Source organism: Pseudomonas eutrophicaquae, from assembly GCF_023544715.1.
Taxonomy (GTDB): Bacteria; Pseudomonadota; Gammaproteobacteria; order Pseudomonadales; family Pseudomonadaceae; genus Geopseudomonas.
Genome location: NZ_JAMJEZ010000006.1, coordinates 12,121 through 31,099, shown reverse-complemented (window position 1 = coordinate 31,099; position 18,979 = coordinate 12,121). Strand labels below are relative to the sequence as shown.

13 protein-coding genes and 3 pseudogenes are annotated in these 18,979 nt (G+C 66.5%); all 16 read right to left on the bottom strand.

The genetic code is table 11. The annotated features are described in order from the left end of the window. Positions 1 to 23 precede the first annotated feature (23 nt). The gene (locus tag MXC11_RS04110; RefSeq protein WP_250005734.1) at positions 24 to 722 is read right to left on the bottom strand and encodes an RNA polymerase sigma factor FliA; all 699 of its coding nucleotides are present in this window, start codon (positions 720 to 722) and stop codon (positions 24 to 26) included. Positions 723 to 858: 136 nt separating this feature from the next. Beyond that, positions 859 to 1,320 (bottom strand): flagellar protein FlhE, encoded by a 462-nt coding sequence (locus tag MXC11_RS04105; RefSeq protein WP_250005732.1) that lies wholly within the window; start codon positions 1,318 to 1,320, stop codon positions 859 to 861. After that, positions 1,317 to 1,868: a hypothetical protein gene (locus MXC11_RS04100; RefSeq protein WP_250005730.1), complete on the bottom strand. Its 552-nt coding sequence runs from the start codon at positions 1,866 to 1,868 to the stop codon at positions 1,317 to 1,319. Before MXC11_RS04100 ends, MXC11_RS04105 begins: the two co-directional genes overlap by 4 nt. Continuing rightward, complete coding sequence (gene flhF / locus MXC11_RS04095) at positions 1,868 to 4,528, bottom strand: flagellar biosynthesis protein FlhF (protein ID WP_250005729.1); 2,661 nt, start codon at positions 4,526 to 4,528, stop codon at positions 1,868 to 1,870. The genes MXC11_RS04100 and flhF overlap by 1 nt, the downstream gene beginning before the upstream one ends. Then, a complete protein-coding gene (gene flhA, locus MXC11_RS04090; RefSeq protein WP_250005728.1) occupies positions 4,528 to 6,603 on the bottom strand; it encodes a flagellar biosynthesis protein FlhA in 2,076 nt (691 codons plus the stop codon). Before flhA ends, flhF begins: the two co-directional genes overlap by 1 nt. Then, a complete protein-coding gene (flhB, locus tag MXC11_RS04085; RefSeq protein ID WP_250005727.1) occupies positions 6,600 to 7,772 on the bottom strand; it encodes a flagellar biosynthesis protein FlhB in 1,173 nt (390 codons plus the stop codon). Before flhB ends, flhA begins: the two co-directional genes overlap by 4 nt. Positions 7,773 to 7,908: 136 nt before the next feature. Next, positions 7,909 to 8,595 (bottom strand): protein phosphatase CheZ, encoded by a 687-nt coding sequence (cheZ, locus tag MXC11_RS04080; RefSeq protein WP_250005725.1) that lies wholly within the window; start codon positions 8,593 to 8,595, stop codon positions 7,909 to 7,911. A gap of 23 nt (positions 8,596 to 8,618) precedes the next feature. Beyond that, on the bottom strand, positions 8,619 to 9,008 hold the full coding sequence (cheY, locus tag MXC11_RS04075) for a chemotaxis response regulator CheY (RefSeq protein WP_250005723.1): 390 nt from the start codon (positions 9,006 to 9,008) through the stop codon (positions 8,619 to 8,621). Positions 9,009 to 9,077: 69 nt separating this feature from the next. Beyond that, positions 9,078 to 10,256: pseudogene (locus MXC11_RS04070) on the bottom strand (methyl-accepting chemotaxis protein); the annotation flags it as partial. A 66-nt stretch (positions 10,257 to 10,322) separates the two neighbouring features. Then, positions 10,323 to 10,775 (bottom strand): annotated as a pseudogene (locus MXC11_RS12235) (Tar ligand binding domain-containing protein); the annotation flags it as partial. Positions 10,776 to 10,800: 25 nt separating this feature from the next. Beyond that, a complete protein-coding gene (locus MXC11_RS04065) occupies positions 10,801 to 11,868 on the bottom strand; it encodes a protein-glutamate methylesterase/protein-glutamine glutaminase (protein WP_250005719.1) in 1,068 nt (355 codons plus the stop codon). A gap of 102 nt (positions 11,869 to 11,970) precedes the next feature. Continuing rightward, a complete protein-coding gene (locus tag MXC11_RS04060; protein WP_250005717.1) occupies positions 11,971 to 12,825 on the bottom strand; it encodes a CheR family methyltransferase in 855 nt (284 codons plus the stop codon). Continuing rightward, on the bottom strand, positions 12,822 to 14,618 hold the full coding sequence (locus tag MXC11_RS04055; protein WP_250005714.1) for a methyl-accepting chemotaxis protein: 1,797 nt from the start codon (positions 14,616 to 14,618) through the stop codon (positions 12,822 to 12,824). Before MXC11_RS04055 ends, MXC11_RS04060 begins: the two co-directional genes overlap by 4 nt. A gap of 77 nt (positions 14,619 to 14,695) precedes the next feature. Beyond that, a pseudogene (locus MXC11_RS04050) lies at positions 14,696 to 15,787 on the bottom strand (methyl-accepting chemotaxis protein); the annotation flags it as partial. Between the two features lie 364 nt (positions 15,788 to 16,151). Then, positions 16,152 to 16,652 (bottom strand): chemotaxis protein CheW, encoded by a 501-nt coding sequence (locus MXC11_RS04045; RefSeq protein ID WP_250005710.1) that lies wholly within the window; start codon positions 16,650 to 16,652, stop codon positions 16,152 to 16,154. After that, positions 16,649 to 18,961: a chemotaxis protein CheA gene (cheA, locus tag MXC11_RS04040; RefSeq protein ID WP_250005708.1), complete on the bottom strand. Its 2,313-nt coding sequence runs from the start codon at positions 18,959 to 18,961 to the stop codon at positions 16,649 to 16,651. The genes MXC11_RS04045 and cheA overlap by 4 nt, the downstream gene beginning before the upstream one ends. Between the last annotated feature and the right edge of the window lie 18 nt (positions 18,962 to 18,979).

Sequence of the window (18,979 nt, the reverse complement as noted above, 5' to 3'; positions counted from 1 at the left end):
CCGAATGCCCTGTTGGGCAAACGTCATTCGGCAAGCCAGTTACGCAGGCGGGCGACCGCCTGACTGTGCAGCTGACACACCCGTGACTCACTGACACCGAGCACGGCACCGATTTCCTTGAGGTTGAGATCTTCCTGGTAGTAGAGCGCCATCAGCAGCTTTTCCCGCTCTGGCAGATTGTCGATGGCCTGAACCAGCCGCTGGCGATCACGGCCATCGACCAGCTCGGCAAAGGGTGAAGGACTGTGGGTGGCGGTGCTGCGGGCATCCACCTCGTCACTGGCCATTTCATCGAGCGCCAGCAAGTGGCTGCCATTAGCATCCAGCAGCAGCTGGCGGTACTCCTCGAGTGGCAGGTCCAGCTCAGCGGCGATCTCGCGCTCCTCCGGGTGACGCCCGAGGCGCTGTTCCAGCTGGCGCAGAGCGGTGTCCAGGGTGCGCACATTACGCCGGACACTGCGCGGCACCCAGTCGCGGCTGCGCAGCTCATCGAGCATCGCCCCGCGAATACGCTGGGTGGCAAAGGTGACCAGGGTCACACCCTGCTCCGGATCAAAACGGCGCACGGCATCGATCAGACCGATGGTGCCGGCCTGGATCAGGTCATCCAGCTCGACACTGGCCGGCAGCCGGGCACGCAGATTGAGCGCCTGGCGCCTGACCAGCGGCAGGTGCTGCTCGATCATGTACTGCTGCTTGAGTTTGCCCTGCGCCGTATACATCCCTTACCCCGTACCTCATGGACCTGCCCAGCCGGTCGCTGAAACAGCGCTGTGAATCTACGCCAGGTGTCTGGCCTGCGCCCCTGGCGCCTCAATCGACCGGCTTGCCGGTGGAGTTATAGCAGGCCGATATGGCTCAGCGGTAGTGAACCAGCAGCTGCAGGTCGTGCAATTCGACCACAGGCATGCCGGGCAGGCGACGAAAGCGCAGCTGCAGCGGCGCCCCCGCATCCAGCCCCGCCAGTGCCTGCGTCACCCCCCGGGAGGCCGGCAGCGGTACGCATTGCTGCGGATGGCACAGCCAGGCCGGCAGGTAGTGCACTCCGCTCAGGCGAAACTGCCAGCGGATATGTGCCAGTCGCCGGCCCTGCGCCTCGGCTGGCGGCTGCAGGCGCTCACTCTGGGTGTCGCGGCCCTGCACGGCCACGCTCAGGCGGGCGATCTGCCCCTGCCAGCTACCGCGCACCGGCTCGGTCAATAGCGGCCCTTCGGCACTGACCGGGACGCGGTGACTGCGCAGCTCAGCCGGCAGTGCGCTGGCGAGCAGCAGCAGGACGCTGCCCAGCACGCCCTGCCAGAGTGCACCGGCTGCCTTCATCGCCCCCCCGGCGGCTGCTCGGAGAGCAGCAGCAGGTCGACGCCGAGAAAACTCGCCGCCGCCTGCTGCAGATTACCCAGCAAGCCGCGACAGGAGCTGATTCCCGGGTGCAGCACCAGCAGCCGGCGCGGACCGCCGGCATCGCGCAGGCGACGCAGGTTGAGGTAAGCCCGCCGGAAGCTGTCCAGATCGCTGTCGACCCACAACGCCCAGCGCGACTGGCTGGCAATCTGCTGCGCCAGCTGTGCATCGCTGGTATCCACTGCGGTGATCTGCCAGTCATCCGGATGACCGATCCAGCGATGGCCGTTGACGTGCCAGCGCTGCAGCGTGCGCCAGGCCCGCGCGCACTGCGCATCATCCGGGTCCGGCAGGCCGATGACCATCAGGGTATGGCGCAAGCCGCTCGACGCGGCACGCCCCGCCTCGGCGGGTTCATGGCTGCGCTGCAGCCCCTGCTGCTCGGCCCAGCGGCGCAGGCCCGCCGCCTGATCGCTGGCGCCCAGGCCATTGCTGGCCGGCGCTGCGCTGTCGTGTGCTTCGAACATCAGACAATCCCTCCCTGGGAGCCCATGCGCTGCAGGGCATCGCGGGCGGTCAACAGATGCAGCAGCGCTTCCAGCTGCTGGGCCGCCGAGCGCGGCTTGCGGCTGCCGCTGAGGTTGAGCAGCTGGGCGCGCACATCCATCGCCCAGTCGCCCTCGGCCTGCTCAAGGCGGCTGGCGGTGGCTGCGAGGCCCGCCGCCAGGAACAGCCGCAGCTCCTGCTGCAGCGGGTGATTGGCATCGGCCAGGGCCTGCCAGGCGCGCAGGGTCAGCGAGGGCAGGTCATCCAGCGCCAGCTGGCGGCGCAGATCCTCGACCTGACCGGCCAACCCGGCCGCACTCTCGTCCGAGCTCCAGGCCAGCCAGTAGCGCATGGCCGCCGGACGGGCTTCGCCCTCATCATGCAGACGCCCGAACCAGGCCTGCAGGGTCAGCGCGGCGGCGCCCTGACGACTGCCCGCCGGACGGATCTGCACCGGCAGGCGCGCCAGCTGCAGACGCAACGTCCGGCCCCGGTGGCGCAGGTCACTGTTGTGCTGGGCGCTGGCCAGCGCCTGCAGCTGCGCCAGGGTGTGGCGCATGCCCTGATATTCGACCCGGCTGCTGGCGCGTGCAGGGGCCATCCAGGCACTACGCTGAACCTGCAGTTCGGCCAGTGCCGGCGCATCGGGCGGGGCGCTGAGCAGATGACGCCGCGTCCCCAGCTGCTGCAGCGCCCACTGCAGGCGCCGCTCTTGTCCCGCCGGCAGCTGGTGCATCAGCCAGGGGCGTACCTGCAGATCGCCCTGTGTATCCAGCCCGAGCAGCGGCATCTGCCAGCCGGCCCCACTGACCGCGGTACTGCGGCCCCAGAGCAGCGTGCTTGCCGTCGGCGGGCTGCCTGCATCCAGGGCGGCGAGCATCTGCGCCAGTCGCTCGCCCTGCAGGCTGCGCGGCAAGGAGCCAAGACTCCAGGCCGATTCGAGCAGGGCAAAGCCGTCGATTTCGCGGCGCAGGGTATCCAGCGTGGTCGCCAGGGCGCGGCCCTGGCCCAGCAGCCCGCGCGAGAGCGCCTCTAGACGCTGGGCGGCATTGGCCGGGGCACGATCCGGCTGCACGAAGGGCGAAGCCTGACTGACCGCCAGCGCCTGACGCATCAGCGGCAGGGCTTCGGCCAGCTGCAAATCTTCCGGCACCTGCTGGCCGGTGGCCACGTAGTTCAGGCGCAGGCCGTGGCGGATCAGGATGTCCAGCACCGAGCCGAGCCGCGCTGCCTCATCGCATTTACTGACGATGCAGTCGCTGAGCACGCTGCCCGCCGCCAGCGCCGCGCGCTGGTAGATATCGACCACTTCTTCAAGGGTATCGCCGTGGCTGGCGGCGTTGAGCAGCAGCATCAGGCGGATCGGCCGCCCCGCGGCACCCAGCTGGCCGATCTGGGTGAGCAGGCGCTGGTCGCGCTGACTCATGCCCACGGTGTCGATGATCACCAGCCGCTTGCTGGCCAGCTGGCGCAGCAGCTCATCGAGCGGTGCATCGGCGGCCAGCGCATAGACCTCGACGCCCAACAGGCGCGCATAGATGCGCAGCTGCTCATGGGCACCGATCCGGAAGCTGTCGGTGGTGACCAGCGCCACCTGACTGCCGCCGTGGCGCATCACATAACGCGCCGCCAGCTTGGCGGTGGTGGTGGTCTTGCCGACCCCGGTCGGCCCGACCAGGGCGATCACCCCGCCGGCATCCAGCAGCGCCGCCTCGTCATCCAGGACCGGCAGCCGGGCGGCCAGCTGACGCTCCAGCCAAGCCAGCACAGGCGGGGCATCGGCGGGGGCATCGGCCAGCTCGCCGGGCAGTGCGGCCAGCACTTCGGAGGCCAACAGCGGCCCGAAGCCGGCACTCAGCAAACGCTGATACAGCTGCCCGCCACAGTCGGTCCGGGTCGCGGCACTGCTGGCCTGGCGATTGAGCAGCTCGCGCATGCTCTGCAGTTCACTGAACAGCCGCTCGCTCAGCGCGGCAAAATCGACCGGCGCATGGGGGCTGGCCAGGGCTTCGGCGGCAAAGGCGGCGCTCGGCGGTGGCGGCGCAGCACTGGTATCCGGGCGAGCCGGCGCTTCCGGCGCCGGGGGTGCCGGTGGGGCAGACATCGGCGCCGCCGGTGCAGGGGCCGCACTGGGCGGCATGCCGACCGGCAGTGGCGGAGTCTGCGCGGCATATGCGGCCATGCTGGCAGCGCGCTGATAGGCGCTGACGCCACCCGGCACAAAACCGCCCTCACCCGGTGCCGACTCGGCCGCGAACGGCCGCTCCGCAGGCGGCTGGCGGCTGTCGGCAAAAGCCGACGCCCCCTCCCCGGTACTGGCTGCGCCAAAGCGTGGCGGCTCAGCCGAGGCCGGTGCACCGAACGGCCGCGCCGGGCCTGTCGGCGCCGGTTCAAAGCCTGGGCGCGCACCAAAGCGCGGTGGCAGTCCACCCGAGGGGGCCGGCGCCGCCGCGGGTGGTGGCGGGGAGGCCGGCGGTGGATCACCGGCCAGCTGACGATGGGCATCGTCGGCCATGGCGAGGATTTCCACCCCCTCAGGGGTGCTGCGGTTGGACAGGATCAGCGCATCATCGCCCAGGGCAGCTCGCACCTGGCGCATGACATCGCGGCTGTTGGCACCGAAAAAGCGTCTGACGCTCATCAGTTAGAAGCTCCGATCAGGCTCGTGACGCGCAGTATGCGGTCATCGGGAATTTCGGCCAGTGACATGACCACCAGTTGCGGCATGCGTCGGCGCAGGAAGCGAGACAATAGCGGACGCAGCTTATGCGGTACCACCAGAACCGGTGGCTCGCCGTTGGACTCCTGACGCGCCAGCGCGGTTTCCGCCTGCTGCATCAGGGTGCTGGCCAGCCCCGGCTCCAGCGCGCCGCTGCCGCCCACCGCCTGGGTCAGTACCTGCTCCAGCCCGACCTCAAGGCCAATCACATGCAGCTCCGGCAGGCCGGCAAACCATTGCTGGGTAATCGCCCGGCCCAGCGCCACCCGCACCATCGCCACCAGCTCCTGCAGATCGCTCTGCTGCGGGGCCAGCTCGGCCAGGGTGTCGAGGATGGTGCGCATGTCACGGATCGACACATCCTCATCCAGCAGCGACTGCAGGATACGCTGCAGGCTGCTGAGCGCCAGCACCTTGGGCACCAGCTCCTCGACCTGCTGCTTGTCCAGCTTGTCGAGCAGCGCCTGCACCTCGCCGCGGCCGAGCAGATCGCTGGCATTGCGGCGCAGCAGATGGTTGAAGTGGGTCGCCGCCACCGTGCTGGGATCGACCACCGTGTAGCCATAGACCTGGGCGTGCTCGCGCAGTGCGGTCTCGATCCACACCGCCGGCAGGCCGAAGGCCGGATCCTGAGTCGGCAGCCCTTCCAGACGGCCGCTGACCTGACCGGGATCGATGGCCAGCCACTTGCCCGGATACAGCTCGCCCCGGCCGATTTCCACCCCCTTGAGGGTCAGCACGTAGGTATTGGGCGGCAGCTCCAGGTTGTCGCGGATATGCACCACCGGCGGCAGAAAGCCCACCTCCTGGGCGAACTTCTTGCGCACACTCTTGATCCGGGCCAGCAGCTCGCCTTGCTGGCGACTGTCCACCAGCGGGATCAGCCGGTGGCCAACCTCCATGCCGAGGGTGTCGACCAGCTGCACATCGTCCCAGCTGGCCTCGGGCGCTTCCATGGCGGCCGGCGGCGGCGCCCGCTCGACCCGCTCGATCTGCTGCTGCTCGCCGCGCTTCATCAGGTGCCAGCCCAGCGCGCCCAGCAGCACGGTGAACAGCAGGAATACCACGTTGGGCATGCCGGGAATCAGCCCCAGCAGACCGATCAGGCCGGCGGCGAGGAACATCACCCGCGGGCTGTTGAACAGCTGGCCGAGCATCTGCTGGCCCACGTCTTCTTCGGTGTTGACCCGCGACACCACCACACCGGCGGCGACCGAAATCATCAGCGCGGGAATTTGCGCCACCAGACCATCACCGATGGTCAGCAGCACATAGCTCTGCGCCGCCTGGCCAAAGCCCATGTCGTGCTGCAGCATGCCGATCAGCAGGCCGCCGATAATGTTCACCGCCATGATCACCAGGCCGGCCACCGCATCGCCGCGCACGAACTTGCTGGCACCGTCCATCGAGCCGTAGAAGTCGGCTTCCTGGGAGATCTCCTTGCGCCGGGCGCGGGCGTCCTCTTCACCGATCAGGCCGGCGTTAAGGTCGGCATCGATGGCCATCTGCTTGCCGGGCATCGCATCGAGGGTGAAGCGCGCACCGACCTCGGCAATCCGCCCGGCACCCTTGGTGATCACCATGAAGTTGATGATCACCAGAATCAGGAACACCGCCAGACCGACCGCAAAGTTGCCGCCGACCAGAAACTGGCCAAAGGCCTCGATCACCTTGCCCGCCGCATCACCGCCCTGGTGGCCCTCCAGCAGCACCACCCGGGTCGAGGCGACGTTCAGCGACAGCCGCAGCAAGGTGGTGAACAGCAGCACCGCCGGGAAGGCGGCAAAATCCAGCGGTTTCTGGGTGAACATGCTGACCAGCAGCACCATGATCGCCAGGGCGATATTGAAGGTGAACAGCAAATCGAGCAGGAACGGCGGCAGGGGTAAAACCATCATCGCCAGAATCAGGATGATGAGAATGGGCCCGGCCAGCACGCGCATGTTGGCATCGGCCAGCCAGCGCTGGCGGCCCAGCAGAGTGTTCAACGCTTTCATCGATCCTGCGCATCCTCAGATAACGGACCACGCTGCGAACGCTGATCCATGCCATCGGGCACGGGCAGATCACGGGGCGCGGGGGGCTGCTCGCCGCCTTCGGCTTCGACACGCCGCAGGCGGTAGGCCCAGGCCAGCACTTCGGCGACGGCCGTGTAAAGTTCAGCCGGGATTTCCCGGTCAAGGTCGACATGGTAATAGAGCGCACGCGCCAGCGGCGGCGCTTCCAGCAACGGAATCTGGTGCTCCTCGCCCAGCTCGCGGATCCGCGCCGCGACCAGATCGACGCCCTTGGCGATCACCTGCGGCGCTTCCATCTGCCCTTCGCGGTAGGCCAGCGCCACCGCGTAGCGGGTCGGGTTGGTGACGATCACATCGGCGCTGGGCACCTTGCTCATCATCCGCGAGCGGGCCATCGCCTGCTGCTGGGCGCGGATCCGGCCCTTGATGTGCGGATCGCCCTCGGACTCCTTGTACTCCTTGCGGATCTCTTCCTTGCTCATGCGCAGCTTCTTGGCATGGCTCCACAGCTGGTAGGGCACATCAATGGCCACCACCACGATCAGGGTCAGCACCATCAGCCCGCAGGCCATGGCCGCCAAACGCAGCGCGGACGCCAGCGCCTGCTGCACCGGCATCTGCGAGAGGCTCATCAGCTCGCCGACGTGCGCCTTGAGAAAGAACACCGCAACCGAGCCGACCAAGAGGCTCTTGGCAATCGCCTTGCCCAGCTCGGCCAGGGCTTGACTGGAGAAAATCCGCGCCAGTCCCTTGATCGGGTTGAGCTTGGACAGCTGCGGCTGCAGGGATTTGGTCGAAATCAGCAGCCCGCCCAGCAGCGAAGGGGCCACCAGCGCCGCCACGGTCATCAGCAGAAACAGCGGCAGCAGCGCAAACAGCGTGCGCTCGCCGAGAATCCAGAAATGCGCCAGCATGCTGGCGGCATCGAAGGCCTGCTGGCGCTGGAACAGCATGGCCTGCTCCATCACCGTGCCCAGCTGACTGTAGAGCAGCCCACCCATGCCCCAGAGCCCCGCCACACCCGCCAGCAGCATCAGGAAGGTGGTCAGCTCCCGCGAGCGGGGAACCTGGCCTTCTTCACGCGCTTTCTCGATGCGTCGGGGCGTTGCGGGTTCTGTCTTGTCCTGATCGCTGCTGTCGTCGGCCATGGCGCTCTGCAAGGTCGGTGAGGGTCACGCTGCGGGGCAGGGACGCCGGGGCACCCACCCTGGGCGGCGACCGACTCCCGGTCAGGACGCCGCCTGCGCAGGCGGCGATTGTCGCACGTTCCGGCGAGTGGGTTGATCAGAATCCCAGCTGTTCCAGGAGGTCATCGACCTGATCCTGGTTGGCCACCGCATCCCCCTCAGTCGGCTTGATCTGCGGCCCGTTGAGCAGGCTGGCGGGCTTCTCTTCTTCCCACTCCGCCTCGGCCAGGCGCTTGAGGGCGGCCTGTTCGGCGCCTTCCGGCACGCTGTCGATCAGCACCTGCACCAGCTGGTGCTCGATCTCGCGGATCACCTCGTTCATCTTCTTGATGACCTGCCCGGTGAGATCCTGGAAGTCCTGCGCCATGAGGATTTCCAAAAGCTCGCTCTGGGTAGCCTGGGTGCGGCGCGGCACCTCGTGCAGGTAGGCACGGGTTTCCTGGACCAGCGCGCGGGCATCTTCCAGATCCAGCGGCTTGCTGAACCATTCCTGCCAGCGGCGATCAAGCTCCTCAGCGCCCTTGGCCAGCTCATCCTGGATCGGCTGGGCACGATCGACGGCATTGAGCGCCCGCTCGGCGGCCTGCTCGGTCATCGCGGCCACATAGGTCAGGCGATCGCGGGCGTCGGGAATGGCCTGGGCGGCCTTCTCGATCTCGCGGTCCAGACCGAGCTCGCGCATGCTTTCGCGCAGCATGCGGGTTACATGACCGATACGCTGGATCAGCTCGTCCGGGGAAGCCGGGCCCCAGTCGTTATCCTCGTTTGGCATCTTGTCGCTCATGCGTCTGCCTCCTCAATCGGCTCTTATTTGCCCAGTTTCTCGAAGATCTTGTTCAGCTTCTCTTCGAGGGTCGCTGCGGTGAAGGGCTTGACCACATAGCCGTTGGCACCGGCCTGGGCGGCAGCAATGATGTTTTCCTTCTTGGCCTCGGCAGTGACCATCAGCACCGGCAGATGCTGCAAGGCGGCGTCGGCACGAATCGCCTTGAGCATGTCCAGACCATCGAGATTGGGCATGTTCCAGTCCGACACCACGAACTCGAACTTGCCGCTGCGCAGCTTGTTGAGCGCATCCTGACCGTCCTCGGCCTCCTCGACGTTATTGAAGCCCAGCTCCTTGAGCAGGCCGCGCACGATCCGGCGCATGGTCGGGAAGTCGTCCACCACCAGGATGCTCATGTTCTTGTCGGTCATCTTGTTTCCTCGTTATCTCACGGCATACGGCATGTAAATGGGTGCAGGACCGGCGGTGCCTGCACCGGCTCAAAATTCCTGCCAGTCATCGCTGGCCTGCGCGGCCGGCTGGGCGGGCTCGCGGCGTGCCGGGGCGCTGCCGCCCGGCGCACGGGCCGGCTGGACGCGGCTGCGCTTGTCACTCCCAGTATGGCGCTGCTCACCGGCAATGCGGAAGGCAGCCACCGCCTGCTCGAGGCGCTGGGCCTGCTCGGCCAGCGTCGACGACGCCACTGTTGCCTCCTGCACCAGCCCGGCATTCTGCTGGGTGACCCGATCCATCTGCGCCACGGCCACGTTGACCTGGGCAATGCCGTCGCTCTGCTCCTGGGAGGCGGCGGAAATCTCGTCGATGATGTCCGTCACCCGGCGTACCGCACTGACCACATCGGCCATGGTGCGTCCGGCCTGCTCGACCAACTGCGAGCCGTCCTCGACCCGGCGCCCGGAGTCCTCAATCAGCGCCTTGATCTCACGGGCGGCATCGGCACTGCGGCTGGCAAGGTTGCGCACCTCGCCGGCCACCACCGCAAAGCCGCGGCCCTGCTCACCGGCGCGCGCCGCCTCGACCGAGGCGTTGAGGGCAAGGATGTTGGTCTGGAAGGCGATCGAGTCGATCACGTTGATGATGCTGGCAATACGCTGGGAACTGTCGGTGATGCCGACCATGGTTTCCACCACCTGACGCACCACGTCACGGCCATGATCGGCGGTGGTCGAGGCGTCGTTGGCCAGCGCACTGGCCTGGCGAGCGTTGTCGGCGTTCTGGCGCACCGTGGAGGTCAGCTGCTCCATGCTCGCTGCGGTTTCCTGCAGGGAGGCGGCCTGCTGGTCGGTACGCGAGGACAGATCGGCGTTGCCATGGGCAATGCCCTCTGCGCCATCGAGGATCAGGTAGCTGCTTTCACGCACGGTCCCGACGATGCGCCCAAGGTTGTCCTGCATCTCGCGCATGGCCTGGAACAGCTGGCCCACCTCGTTCTGCAGGGCACTGCTGATCGGCTGCGCCAGATCGGCCTTGGCCAGCTGCTGCAGGTTGCCCACCGCCGTCTGCAGCGGGCGGATCAGCACCAGCGTCAGCGCACTGCGCATCACCAGCAGGATCACCAGCGCAATGCCGAGCAGCACCGCGCCCAGCAGCATGGAGCGGTTGTATTGCTGGTCATAGGCGCTGACCAGCTGCTCATCGAGGCGATCGGTGTAGGCCAGGTAAGCCTCCAGCGCCTGCTGCAGCGTTGCCAGCGGGGCACGATCGGCAAAGCGCAGCGCGTGATAGTTCGCATAATCCTCACGCTCCATGGCCGCCAGCTGACGCTCGAGGCTGGCCAGCAGGGGCTGCATGCCCTGCACCACGCCCTCGACTAGCGCCGACTCCTCACCCGCCGCCTTGCCTGCGGCATAGTCGGCCAGGAAGGTACTCGCCTGCTGATAATCGGCGCGGACCGACTCGAACAGTGCCCGGCGCTCGTCCACGCTGATGTCCTGCGTGGTGCGCAGGCCACTGGCCAGACGGCTCAGCTGCTCCACACCCCGCAGATAATGCAGGTTGGCCCGCGAGACCTGATCGACCTGCACCACAGCCACGCGATCCAGTTCGTGCAGCATGGCCAGCCCCTGGCGACCGTTGACGTAACCGAGTCCTGCCAGCAGCAACAGCAGCAGCATGAAAGCTGCCAGCACGGCATTGATGAGGTTCTTGACGCTGATCCGACTGAGCAGAGCGTGCACGGTTGACTCCTGAAAGACTGAAAAATCAGACGCGCTGAGCGCGTCCGGAGGCGGCGACCTGGCGCAGGATACGCTCGGCCATCTGATCAAGCGGTACCACCTCGCAGGCCGCCCCCAGGGCAATGGCCTCGCGCGGCATACCGAACACCACGCAGCTGGCCTCATCCTGAGCAAAGGTGTGAGCACCGGCCTCGCGCATCTCCAAAAGGCCACGCGCACCGTCCTTGCCCATGCCGGTCAGCAGCACCCCCAACGCGTTACGGCCAGCACACTCGGCGGCCGAGTGGAACAGCACATCCACCGAGGGGCGATGACGATTGACCGGCGGACCATCATCAAGGCGAGCGATGTAGTTGGCCCCGCTGCGCGCCAGCTTGAGGTGCGCGGTGCCCGGCGCAATGTAGGCATGGCCGGGCAGGATGCGCTCGCCATCTTCGGCTTCCTTCACCGCGATGTTGCACAGCCGGTCCAGCCGCTCGGCAAACGAGCGGGTGAAGCCGCCGGGCATGTGCTGGGCAATCAGGATGGCGGGGCTGTTGGCCGGCAACGGCTCGAGCAGCACGCGCAGCGCTTCGGTGCCGCCGGTCGAGGAGCCGATGATCACCAGCTTCTCACTGGAAATCATCGGTGCGCGCAAGGTGGCCGGGCGCGGCGTGCTGGCCGTGCGCGGCACCGCGACACGCGGGCGCGCACGCGCCGCGCCACGAATCTTGTCGGCGATCAGGTCGCTGTATTCGAGCATGCCGCCACGAATGCCCACCGAGGGTTTGGCGATGAAGTCCACGGCACCGAGCTCCAGTGCCCGCAGGGTCACCTCGGACCCCGCCTGGGTCAGCGAGGACACCATCAGCACCGGCATCGGACGCAGGCGCATCAGGCGCTCGAGAAAGTCGAGGCCATCCATGCGCGGCATTTCCACATCAAGGGTCAGCACATCGGGGTTGTACTGCTTGATCAGGTCGCGCGCCACCAGAGGATCGGGGGCAACCGCCACCACCTCCATGTCGGGCTGGGCATTGATGATCTCGCTCAGCAGGTCGCGAATCAGTGCCGAATCATCGACACACAGCACCCTGATCTTGGAACTACTCACGGCAAATCTCCTATACGGCCCGCAGACCGGTCTTCCGCTGGCACGCCTGCAACCCAGCCCTGCCTGCAGGGCTCAGGTCCTGAACGGGTGCAGGGCCGGGTTTCAGCTTCTGGCGCTGGCGGCGAGGGTATAGACGGTCTGGCCTCGCAGCTTGAAGTCTTCAGTCAGGTAGGTGAAGTTCTCCGAGTGGCCGGTAATCAGCAGGCCATCGGGCTTGATGTAGCTGACGAAGCGCTTGAGGATCTGCGTCTGACTCGGCTTGTCGAAGTAGATCATGATGTTGCGGCAGAAGATCACATCAAAAGGCCCGTTGATGTCCCAGCGCGGCGAGTGCAGGTTGAGCTGGCGAAAGTCCACCAGCTTGGCCACCTCCGGACGAATCCGCGCCAGACCGACCCGATCGCCGCTGCCGCGCAGGAAGAAGCGCCGGGCGCGCTCCTCGCCGACTTCCAGCACCTGCTTGAGCGGGTAGATGCCCATCTTGGCCTTGGACAGCGCCTCGGTATCAATGTCGGTTGCCACCACCTGGGACAGACTGGCCACGCTGGAGGGCAGGGTTTCCAGCAGGGTCATGGCGATCGAATAAGGCTCCTCGCCGGTGGAGGCCGCCGCACACCAGACACGCACCGGCTCGTTGCGCCCGGCAATGTGCTGGGCCAGCAGCGGGAAGTGGTGCGCCTCACGGAAGAAGGCGGTGAGGTTAGTGGTCAGCGCATTGGTGAAGGCCTCCCACTCACGCGCTGCCGGCTGGCGCGCCAGCCGGTCCAGGTAATCACCAAAGTGGCTGATGCCGTGCAGGCGCAGGCGCTTGGCCAGACGGCTGTAGACCATCTCGCGCTTGTTGTCGGCGAGGACGATGCCGGCGCGCTCGTAGATCAGCTGGCAGATACGGTTGAAGTCCGCATCGGTCAGAACCAGATCACGCCCGCCCAGGCTGCTGCTTGTCTGGATGCTCAAAACGACTCCCACTCATCGACGACCGGCACAGTGCGGCCCGATGCTGACGTGCCTGAATTACCCTTGGCCACCGGGGCCGCAGGCTCCTGTTCCCTGTGTGCGACCGCGGGGCGACTGGTCGTCGTCCGGGCGGGCGTTGTCGTGCGGGATGCCGTGGTCTGCGCGGCGGCGCCGCTCGCTGCAGCAGCGCGGCCACTGCCATTACTACTGCCACTGCGCAGGCAGAAGATCGAGATCGCCCGTTCCACCTCAGCCACCTGATCCTCCAGGCGCTTGGCCACCTGAGCGGCGCTTTGCACCAGCCCGGCGTTCTGCTGGGTGACGTCATCCATCTGCGCCACCGCCTGGTTGATCTGCGAGATGCCGTGGCTCTGCTCGTCCGAGGCCGCGGCAATCTCACCCATGATGTCGTTGACGCGGGTCACCGCCGCCACCACGCTCTCGATGCGCTGCTCGGCGGTACGCACCATCTCGGCGCCAGCATCGATCTGCCGTGAGGAGCTGTCGATCAGGCTGCGGATCTCCTTGGCCGCCGCGGCCGAGCGGGTAGCCAGATTGCGCACCTCGCTGGCAACCACGGCAAAGCCGCGGCCCTGCTCACCCGCGCGCGCCGCTTCCACCGAGGCGTTCAGAGCGAGGATGTTGGTCTGGAAGGCAATCGAGTCGATCACGTTGATGATCTCGGTCATCTTGCGCGAGGTCGCGGTGATCTCGCCCATGGTATCGACCACCTGATGCATTACATGGCCGCTGTCGCGCACGGTCGAGGAAGCATCCCCGGCCAGCTGGCTGGCCTGACGGGCGTTGGCGGTGTTCTGCTGCACGGTACCGGTCAGCTCCTCCATGCTCGCTGCCGTTTCCTGCAGTGAGGCCGCCTGCTGCTCGGTGCGCGAGGCGAGGTTTTCGTTGCCGCGGGCAATCTCGTTGGCGGAGTGGGAGAAGGTGTCGATACCGGCATTCACGTCGGTAGCAATGCTGGTCAGGCTCTTGCGCATGGTTTCCAGCAGACGGGTCATCTTGCCCAGCTCATGGTCACCGAAGTCCGGCATGCTGCTGCTCAGGTTGCCGGCCGCCAGCTGGGCCGTGAAGTCCAGTGACGCCTGCAGCGGCCGGTTGACCGAGCGCGCCGTGGAGTAGCCCAGCATGCCCAGCAGCAGCAGGCCGATCACCACCAGCCCCATCTGCAGGTACGGATAGGCGGCCGAAGCGCCCGGCTGCTGGCCCAGGTGTCCGATCAGGCCGCTCAGCAGCAGCAGCAGGATGGAGCTGCCGGCCATCACGGTCAGGCGCCCGCGCAGCGAGCTGACCCGGCTCAGCTTGGCCAGCAAGCCCGGCAGGCCGCGCTGAACCAGCTGGCCACGATCCAGGGTCAGATGCTTGCCGCGGCCGGCCATGATTTCACGGTAGGCGGCATCATGGCGCGCCACTTCCTCACGGCTCGGACGCACCCGCACCGAGGCATAACCGGCCAGACGGCCGTTCTCGTAATAGGGCGTGACGTTGGCGCGCACCCAGTAGTGGTCACCGTTCTTGCGCCGGTTCTTCACATAGCCGTTCCAGCTGTGACCGGCCTCGACGGTGCTCCACAGGTTGGCGAACGCCACCGGCGGCATGTCCGGATGGCGCACCAGGTTATGGTTCTCGCCGATCAGCTCCTCATGGGTAAAGCCGCTGACCTTGACGAACGCCGGGTTGGCATAGGTGATGACGCCCTTGAGATCGGTACGGGAAATCAGGAAGTCATCATCCTGCAGTTCGTACTCACGCTGGGTGACTGGCTGATTGATGCGCATGCGGACTGCTCTCCAGGGCATGGGTGGTGTGCGCATTCAGACAGCGCGCACACCGTTGATCTTTTTTCATTATGAACTCAGAAACTCTGCCAGTCGTCATCCGCCGCCGCACTCGGAGCCGACGAAGCGCTGGGCGCCGCCGGGCGCGACTGGGGTCGACTGCTGGCTAATGCCTGTGCCGCCTGCGGCCGCGCCGGCGTACGCCCACGATGCTGGCGCTGCTCGAACTCGCTGCGCACGCGAAAACCATCAACCGCCTGACGCAGACGCCGCGCCTCACCGACCAGCTCCTCGGCAGCGCGCGTTGCGTCCTGCACCAGCGATGCGTTCTGCTGGGTCGCGGTATCCATCTGGGTGACCGCCTGATTGACCAGCGCGATGCCCTTGCTCTGCTCCTGGGAGGCCGCGGCGATCTCGTCCATGATGTCGGCCACTTTCTGCACCGACTCGACGATCTCCTGCATGGCGCCCCCAGCCTGGGTGACCAGACGGCTGCCGGCATCCACCTGCTCAACCGAGGTGGTGATCAGGGCACGAATCTCCTGCGAGGCCTCGGCGCTGCGGCTGGCCAGGCTACGCACCTCACCGGCTACCACGGCAAAGCCGCGGCCCTGCTCACCGGCGCGCGCGGCTTCCACCGAGGCGTTCAGGGCGAGGATGTTGGTCTGGAAGGCAATCGAGTCGATCAGCTTGATAATCTCGGTGATCTTCTGCGAGCTGCTGCTGATCTCGCCCATGGTCTGCACCACCTCGCCCACCACCTGCCCGCCGCGACGAGCCGCCTGGGCGGCGCTGTCAGCCAGACGGGTGGCCTGACGGGCGTTATCGGCGTTCTGATCCACGGTCGAGGTGATCTGCTCCATGCTGCTGGCGGTGTCCTCGAGGGAGGCGGCCTGCTGCACGGTCCGGTTGGACAGGCTGCTACTGCCGTCGGCAATCTCCTGCGCCCCCTCATCGATCAGCTGGCTGCTGTGCCGCACGGTGCCGACGGTTTCCGACAGGCGCTGCTGGATGTGGGTCAGCGCCGTGAACAGCTTGCCGATCTCGTTCTGGTTACGCACGCTGATCTGCCCGGCCAGATCGCCGGCGGCGATCTGCTCGCAGTGCTCGACCACCCGCTGCAGCGGCTGAATGACGTTCTTCGACACCCCCGCCAGCACTGCGACCACCACAATGCCGACGCCAGCCATAAGCAGGATGGTTATCCAGCGCAGCGTGGTCGCCAGGCTCGAAAACTCGGCCAGCGCGGGGCTCCGGCTGCCGGCCAGCAACGCCTCTGCAGCACTCAGGCCGTACAGGCCTAGGCCACCCAGCAGCAGGGTCAGCACAGCGAATACCGCGAGAATCAGCGCCCAGCTGGCGCGCACGGTCATGTTGTCGAGAACGCTCACATTACCCCCTACTGTGCCCTGCGGGCCGCTACCGGGCCTTGAGGGTGAGTCTGCCTGTTGCTGCCCTGCCTGAGCAGTCCTGTTGTTCAGAATGCGGTGCTGAGGTGCACAGGTTATTGCTCTGGATCAGCGTTGCCGGGTCTCAGGACGCAACGCGATCGACCAGGGCCATTTCTTCGCTGTTCAGCAGCTTCTCGATATCCACCAGCACCAGCATCCGCTCACCGACACTGGCCAGCCCGCTCAGGTAATCGGAGGACAGCGACAGGCTGAACTCAGGCGCCGGCTTGATCTGCTCCTGGGTCAGGGTCATCACATCGGACACCCCATCGACCACCACGCCCACCACCCGCGCCCCGACATTGACCACGATCACCACCGTCTGACCGCCGTACTCGACGCGCGGCAGGTTGAACTTGATGCGCAGATCGACGATCGGCACGATCACACCGCGCAGGTTGGTCACCCCTTTGATGAACGCTGGGGTGTTGGCAATCCGCGTGACGTTTTCATAGCCGCGAATCTCCTGCGCTTTGAGGATATCAATGGCGTATTCCTCACTGCCCAGGGAGAACACCAGGTACTCGCGACTGTGGCCGTCGAGCATGGCCGCCGGCAGGCCGGTTTCGTTCAGTTGAGTCATGACAGCATCTTCTCCTGTGCAGAAGGCACCGGCCCCGACAGGGCCGGCGTGACAGCCGGGTTGCGGCTGAGACGATAAAGATCGGCGATGTCGAGAATCAGCGCGACACTGCCATCACCGAGAATGGTCGCCGCGGACACGCCGGGCACCTTGCGGTAGTTGGTTTCCAGGTTCTTGACCACCACCTGCTGCTGACCGATCAGCTCATCGACCAGCAGGGCATAGCGGCGCCCCTCGCCCTGTACGATCACCGCGATGCATTCGGTCGGTTCGGTGCGCGCCCCGGCAACACTGAACACCTGATGCAGCGCCACCAGCGGCAGGTACTCCTCGCGCACCTTGAGCAGCTGATCGGTGCCGGCCATCGAGTAGATGTCCTCGCTGCGCGGCTGCAGGGATTCAAGCACCGCACTAAGCGGCAGGATGAAGATCTCGTTGGCGGCGCGGATCGACATGCCATCGAGGATCGCCAAGGTAAGCGGCAGGACGATGCGCGTGGTGGTGCCCTGCCCCTTGCGCGAGAGGATCTGTACGTGCCCGCCCAGTGACTGGATGTTGCGCTTGACCACATCCATGCCCACACCGCGCCCGGAAACGTCGGTGACCTTCTCCGCGGTGGAGAAGCCCGGAGCGAAGATCAGCTGGTAGACGTCCTCATCGCTCATGTTGTCGGAGACGGCCAGACCGTTGCTGCGCGCCTTGGCGAGAATCTTCTCGCGATCCAGCCCCGCGCCATCGTCGATCACATCGATCACGATGTTGCCGCCCTGATGCTGGGCAGAGAGAGTCAGCCGGCCGGTGCGCGGCTTGCCGGCCGCCTCACGCACGGCGGGCATCTCGATGCCGTGATCGAGGCTGTTGCGTACCAGGTGGTTGAGCGGGTCGATGATCCGCTCGACGAGGCTCTTGTCCAGCTCGGTGGATTTGCCCTCGGTGACCAGCTCGATGTCCTTGCCCAGCTTGCCGGCCAGATCACGGACCTGGCGCGGGAAGCGGCTGAACACAAAGTCCATCGGCACCATACGGATCGACATCACCGCTTCCTGCAGATCGCGGGCATTGCGCTGCAACAGGCTCATGCTGTTGACCAGATCGCCATGCAGCGCGCCACCCAGCTGGCTGACGGTCTGCTCGAGCATCGACTGGGTGATGACCAGCTCACCGACCAGGTTGATGATCTGATCGACCTTATCGACCGGCACCCGCAGACTGGTGGACTCACTGCTGGCCGCCGCAGGCTTGCTGTCCGCCGCCGGGCGCGGACTGGCCGGCGCAGCGGGGGCACGGGGCGCTGGCGCGCTGGGTGCCGGGGCCGCAGGCGCCACGGGAGCGGCGATCGGGGCCGGCGCCGGTGTACTGACTGGCGGTTCAACCACAGGCGGTTCAACAGCAGCAGGCGCTACGGCGCCCGCTGGCTCGACCGCGCCCTGGCTGTGCAGGGCCGCGAACAGGCTCTGGTTGGCTTCGAACAGGGCTTCCAGATCGTCGTCATCGCCACTGGCCGCCGGGCTGCTGGGCGCGGCCGGCACGGGGGCGGCCGGCGGCGTGGGTGCCGGCGCAGGCGCTGCTTCAGCGGCGGGGCTGTCGGCAATGCCAAGCACACAGATTTCCAGCTGGTCGGCATCGACCACGAAGCACAGCACCGCCTCGATGTCGTCCGGCTCCTCACTGCTCAACAGCTCGACTTCATAGCGCTGCTCATCGCCCGAGGTCTTGATGATGCGCCCGAACTGCCCCAGCTCCTCGACCAGCAGCTGACGATCCTTCTCGGCGACCCCCAGCAGGGCCACGCACAGGCGAGCCTCGCCATCTTGGGCCTCGATGGCTTCGCTCGGGGCGACGCTCGCGGATGTGGCGACCGGTGCAGGGGCCGGAGTCGGCGCCGCCGCTGCAGGCGCTGCCGCCGGCGCACCGGCCTGACCGATTTCCTCCTCGGCCAGCTGCTGCAGGACCCGACAGATGCGCGCAAAGGCTTCCGCATCCGGCTCGGCACTGTTGCGATAGGCGTCCAGCTGATCTTGCAGCATGTCTTTGGTTTCCAGAAAGAGGTCGACGATATCGCGGCGCAGGGTCAGTTCACCGCGGCGCAGGTGGTCGAGCAGGTTCTCGAAGATGTGCGTGGTCTTCTGCAGCACATCGAAGCCGAAGGTGCCCGCGCCACCCTTGATCGAGTGGGCGGCGCGGAAGATGGCGTTGAGGTGCTCCGGGTCCGGATGCTCGATATCCAGCTCCAGCAGGTAACGCTCCATGTCACCCAGCAGCTCGGCAGCTTCCTCGAAGAAGGTATCGTAGAAATCAGTGATATCCATGCAAGCATCCAGGCTGTG